This window comes from Mycobacterium sp., from assembly GCF_035697385.1.
Lineage (GTDB): Bacteria > Actinomycetota > Actinomycetes > Mycobacteriales > Mycobacteriaceae > Mycobacterium.
The window spans coordinates 1-5363 of record NZ_DASSCY010000110.1; the positions used below are offsets into that span (position 1 = coordinate 1).

A 5363-nucleotide genomic window follows, 5' to 3' on the forward strand; every position below is an offset into this window, starting at 1 on the left:
AGGAGAACCCATGAAAACACCCCCGATTGTGTCGGCGAAACAGTGGGAGATTGAGCGCCAGAACATGCTGGTGAGAGAAAAGGAGCATCAGCGTGCCCGCGACGCGCTGGCCGCGCAGCGCCGCCGGATGCCGTGGATGGCGGTGGAGAAGGAGTATCTCTTCGACGGGCCCGAAGGCAAGCTGAGCCTGCTTGACCTGTTCCAAGGTCGCCGCCAGCTCATCATTTACCGCGCATTCATCGAACCCGGCACCAGTGACAACGACTGGCCGAATCACGGATGCGTCGGGTGCTCCTTGATGGCTGACCACATTCCCAACCTGGCCCACCTCAACGCCCGCGACACCACGCTGGTGTACGCCTCACGGGCAACACAGGCCGACCTCGATCGGATGAAGGCGAAGATGGGCTGGCAGCATATCCCGTGGTTCACCATCACCGACGACTTTCACAAAGACTTCGGTTGCGAGGACTACCACGGCACCAACGCCTTCATCCGCGACGGCGACCGCGTGTTCCGCACCTATTTCATCAACGGCCGCGGCGATGAAGTGTTTGTCAATACCTGGAACTTCCTCGATATGACCGCGCTTGGGCGCCAAGAGAATTGGGAGGATTCACCGGAGGGCTATCCGCAAAGCCCGCCGTATGAGTGGTGGGACTGGCACGACGCGTACAGCACGAAGGCGCCGTCGCGATAGTTAGGTGGACCCACCGCGTTCGTATGGGCCAACTTGATCCCGACTATGCAGGACGCGGGTCCAAATGCGCTCGCACCGACGGTGACGAGAGCACTTCAATAGCCCTACCTCGCTGCGCAACTGGGGACCTCTATCAGAGCGCGAGCGACACTGACACGATTCGCCGGCTCACCGTCTCCGGCGATGCGCGGACATGCCGCGCCGCCATCGACCGGCTCACCGAGAGCGGAGCGGATTCAATCGTCCTCCAGCCCATCCACTTCAGCGAGGAGGCACAGATCAAACTGCTCGGCGAACACGTGCTGCGACGGTGATGAGATTGGGCGCATCGTCGATGTGGTGTTCGCCGGCATCCGGGCCACGGCACCATGCACTTGGGCGCACGCGGCCACGGACGCGTCCGAAGAAGGGGTCAGTAATCCCAGTTGATCGGTACGAAACGGAAGGCGTCGCCGGCGACCGCCACGTGGCAGAGGGATGGGAACGGCAGGTGCGTGGCCACCAGTTGCTCGCCGCTCGCCGCCAACTCCTTCAAGAGCCGGACCCGGACCCGAGCCGATTCCTCGGGGTCGTGTTCGAAGCCGTTCTGCCACTCGGGTTTGTCGGCACCGGGCTGGAAGACGGCGTCACCGGCGAATGTCAGTGCCTCGCCACCGGACTCGATGCGGACGATGCTGTGTCCGGGGGTGTGACCGCCGGTGCGGCGAAGCAGCACGCCGGGCGCCACTTCGTACTCGGTCTCGAACGGCCGCAGCTGGCTGCGGTACACGTCCAGGAACTGCGTGGCAGTCCGCCGAAGCACGTCCGGAATCGGCGACGGCATGACGGTGCGGGAGAAGTCGGGCGCCTCCCAGAACTCGGCTTCGGCCGCGGCCAGATGGACCCGAAGGTCCGGCCGCAGCTGGTTCCTCAGCCCGTCGACCAGCAGCCCGCCGATGTGGTCCATGTGCAGGTGGGTGAGCACTACGTCCGTCACCGAGGACGGGGTGATCCCGGCGGCATGCAGACGCATCGCCAACTGCCCGGCCCGCGGGAAGTCCGGGAACTCCGTCCCCAGCCCGGAATCGATGAGTATGGTCTTGCCGCCGCTACGCACCACGGCCACGTTCAGCGGCCAGTCGAGAACCTCCTGCGGCAGGTACATGTCCTTGAGCCAGGCCGACAGGTCGGCAGGCGCGGCATTCGTCGCGACGGTGACGGCGGTGATCGGCAGCACCCCGTCGCTGATCACCAGCACATCAATCTCCCCGACCCGTAGCGCGTAGCGCGACGGAACCAGTTCGTCATACCCCGGCCCATCGGGCCGTGCGATGTTGACCAAGCTCATGTTCTTCTCCTCTTGAGCGCCTTATCCGAAGACATTGTCGAAATGACCTGTCTTCCCCGTAGTACGCACGTCGGTGACAAGATTCATCCAGGCGATCAGCCCACACGACCAACGACCGCCGCATCAGCCCGCGGTTACGGAAGCGAGAAGTCGGCTGCATTTATGAGGTAAATACCTCATGCGCAGGGGCGGTTCGGTCCTGCACAGTAATCATGAACGTGTGCTGGCCGGCGTGCCACGGGCATCAACAAACCGACGTCGAGCAACGGTGGCTTAGAGCCTGGTTTGTCGGTTCCGCTCACGCATCGAGCTCAGAAGGAGATCACCGTGCATGCCGCAGTACGTCCGTATGTGACAACCGGGATCGCGATCGTAGGCGCCAGCGTCATCTCTGTCGGTCCGGTCGCCGTGCCGCCAGCGCATCTCCCTGCCGTTGAAGTCGCCGCCGGCCACGCGGTGCGGTCGGTGACCGCCGAAGTCGAGCTGACAGCGTCGTTAGTCGACCTCATTGCAGCGGTCCCGGAAGCCGCAGCGCTGATCCTTCAGGCAGCACTCCAGCCGCTGCCCTTGCCGGCCGAGCTCAAAACATTCGCGATCGCACTCGTCAAGGCGGGCGGACCAGCGGTGACGGAGACGGTCAAGCTGTTCACGGAAACGCTGCCCGCCTCAGCCCAAAACTTGATCGCGGCAGGTAAATTCGCCCACTTGGTTCCGCTAGCTGCAAATGCGGTCTACCTGGGGACCCTCACCCCGATAGCGCCCTTCCTGGTTGCGGTGCTGGAAGCGTTGCCCTTGCCAATCGGCACCCAAGGAGGCGCACTAAACGAGTTTTTCAAGCTCACTATCCAGACACCGTTCGTCGCGGGAACCACCGTTCTCACGTTGCTAGCCGAAGTCATCGACGACGGATTGTCACCCGCCGCTGCCTTATCGGGGGCGATCGACGCGATCTCCTCCGCAGTCACATCAGCGATGGAATCCATCGAAAAAATAGTTGTCGCGTTGGGAGGCGCCCTGCCGATAAACGCATTGGCCGCGCCGGAGGCGTTAGATGAAGGGCGCGCGTTGGCGGTAGCCGGGGATACGCCGGCGGTCACCGACGTCAATGTGTTCACATCGAGTGTCGACACCTCTACGCGACACATCGCGGTCGACGCCGTGACTGTGACGGTGGACCCGTCGCTGTCGGGCATTGCTCAGGACACGAGCACGCCGGCCATGGAAGCTGGATCGGAAGTCGAGTCAGCGGACACAGATGAATCCGACAACAAGCCGCAAGATTCCACGGCTGATGTCGAATCACCCGATGGCGCAACGGATCTGTCTGATGGCAACATGGCCGAGCCGGGCACGACCCATGACCGGTCAGCCGGCGATGACAACGACGGCTCGACCAGCGCGGCGGCGAATAATTCAGCCACCGAGAGTGCCCCCGGTGATCAAACCGCAACGACGAATGATTCGAGCACCGGTTCAACTGAGGGGTCCGGTGACGATGGAGACTCATCGGGGGACTAGGACCGACTGAGTTCAAGGCTGGAAGTACCCGCGAATCCGAGGGTTCGGAAGTCATTGCGAGCTAAAATTCCGCAGCATGGTCGACGAGCCCGCGCCCGTGAGGTGGCCGAAGGCGCGTTCGAAGGCAAGGAAGTGGTCCTTGGCGGCGCCCGCGAATTGAACGACGGGTGGTTCTTTCCCTGCGTGACCAAGGGGACGCAACTCTTCATCGGCGTCATCGTGAACAAGAAAAACGGCCGACCGCTTCGTGTGATGACGCAGTCACCCATGGCGAACGACCACCCTCTACGACCGTGGGTACCAAGTTTGAGAAGTACGACCTAGTTAGTCCTCAGTGTCGACAAGCTCGACGAAACCGTGCGAGTGCTGCACGCCCTGCATGAGGTCACCGTCGACACGTACTACAAGTACGACCGGGTCTATCGCGTCGGCCGCGGGCTCACTGAAACCGAGGTGCGCGAACGTCTCTCGCGGCTGCCATGCGTCTTCAGCGGTAGCTTCGATTTCGGCACCGATAAGCTTGCGGAGGCCCGCGATGCCGGCTGGTTCTCGTTCAAGCTGTTCGAGTATCGCGGCAAGAAATAGCATCGCGTCGACTATAGCTCTCTGGCTGGACCGGACGGTTGCGTGCTGTGCCGACCTGAATCTTGCTGGTGCACAACACATTCCAGGCTTATCAACGTCGGTGGATCGCGGCTCCGGTGGGCTTGGACACAACGTGTCATAAACTCTCGCAGGTCGTCGACATTCCGCCGATTTCAAACGCTGCGATACACTCGAGCCGAGGCAGTGCCTCTCCTGACAGGCTTCGGCTGCGGTGCTGACACCGGCCCGCCGTGCCACGCTCCGTGCGCAGTGCGCGCGACAGGTGAATCGAATGACCTCCTTCCCGGTCGTCCCATGGCGCCGGATGTTTCGTGCCTCTCCCGAGATCGATCCTCGCAGCGCCGTCTTGCGCCATTCAAGCCGACCGATAGACACCACGCAGGCCTCAACCGCACAACAGGATGGAGTGAAAGCCCATGAGTAACAACCGAATTACCAATGGTGCTGAGCGATCGATCATCGAGAACATGCTCGACAGTAACCGCGAAGCACTCATCGAGACTGCACGCGGCCTGTCTGATCCCGACGCCCGCCGTCGACTCGTCGCGTCGCTGACGACACCGATCTCATTGATCAAGCATGCGGCTGCCGCGGAACGGATTTGGTTTCAACGGTTCTGGGCCGGGCTCGACGAGTCCGAATGCGATGGATACGCGCGCCGCGACGAGGGCACCTTCGCCGTCGCCGACGACGAGTCGCTGGCTGACGTCATCGCCGAGTTCGAGGCCGCAAGCCGACGATCACGTGCGATCGCGTCCCGCTTCGACCTCGACGACACGATAGAGATTTCCGGCGAGGGAACCGTCAGCATGCGATGGACACTGCTCGCCATGATCCAAGAGTTCGCCAGGCACGCGGGTCACGGCGATATCCTCCGCGAACAGATCGACACGCCCCCGCTGACGGTTCGTTGACCACTGTTCCGAACGCGAGGAGCTACGGTCAACTCCCTTGAGCCGCTGCGTATTCGACTCGTGCAAATCCCTTTGTCCTGAGTGGGGTCTCTCGAACGTGTCGCCGGGACAAGACGAGGGGCATCGCCTTCACGCGTGACCTATGCCGTCCGAAGGAGAGCGACGAGGAAGTCGGAGTCCGCTGCGAACGGTCGCAGATCCCAGGTGGATAGCAGCAGATCGGGCGTGAACCCCGCCTCTGCTGCGTCGTCGAGAAACGTGTCGAACTCATACTCACGACCCGCCCCGAAGCCGATCA

Annotated in this window: 5 protein-coding genes and 1 pseudogene; 4 read left to right on the forward strand and 2 right to left on the reverse strand. The window is 62.5% G+C overall.

Annotated features, from left to right (window positions below; genetic code table 11):
* Positions 1-10 precede the first annotated feature (10 nt).
* Positions 11-700, forward strand: coding sequence for a DUF899 domain-containing protein (locus VFH65_RS09585; RefSeq protein WP_353320970.1), 690 nt, complete (start codon positions 11-13; stop codon positions 698-700).
* A 412-nt stretch (positions 701-1112) separates the two neighbouring features.
* On the opposite strand, the gene VFH65_RS09590 is transcribed toward VFH65_RS09585, so the two are convergent.
* Positions 1113-2027 (reverse strand): MBL fold metallo-hydrolase, encoded by a 915-nt coding sequence (locus VFH65_RS09590; RefSeq protein WP_353320963.1) that lies wholly within the window; start codon positions 2025-2027, stop codon positions 1113-1115.
* Positions 2028-2492: 465 nt separating this feature from the next.
* Between VFH65_RS09590 and VFH65_RS09595 the strand changes: the two genes are divergently transcribed.
* The 3 genes from VFH65_RS09595 (at position 2493) to VFH65_RS09605 (ending at position 5065) form a co-directional block, all read left to right on the forward strand.
* Positions 2493-3545: a hypothetical protein gene (locus VFH65_RS09595; protein WP_353320965.1), complete on the forward strand. Its 1053-nt coding sequence runs from the start codon at positions 2493-2495 to the stop codon at positions 3543-3545.
* 363 nt (positions 3546-3908) lie between these two features.
* Positions 3909-4130, forward strand: coding sequence for a hypothetical protein (locus tag VFH65_RS09600; protein ID WP_353320967.1), 222 nt, complete (start codon positions 3909-3911; stop codon positions 4128-4130).
* Between the two features lie 437 nt (positions 4131-4567).
* A complete protein-coding gene (locus tag VFH65_RS09605; RefSeq protein ID WP_353320969.1) occupies positions 4568-5065 on the forward strand; it encodes a DinB family protein in 498 nt (165 codons plus the stop codon).
* 140 nt (positions 5066-5205) lie between these two features.
* Here the strand turns inward: VFH65_RS09605 and VFH65_RS09610 are convergent.
* Positions 5206-5363, reverse strand: a pseudogene (locus VFH65_RS09610) (SAM-dependent methyltransferase); the annotation flags it as partial.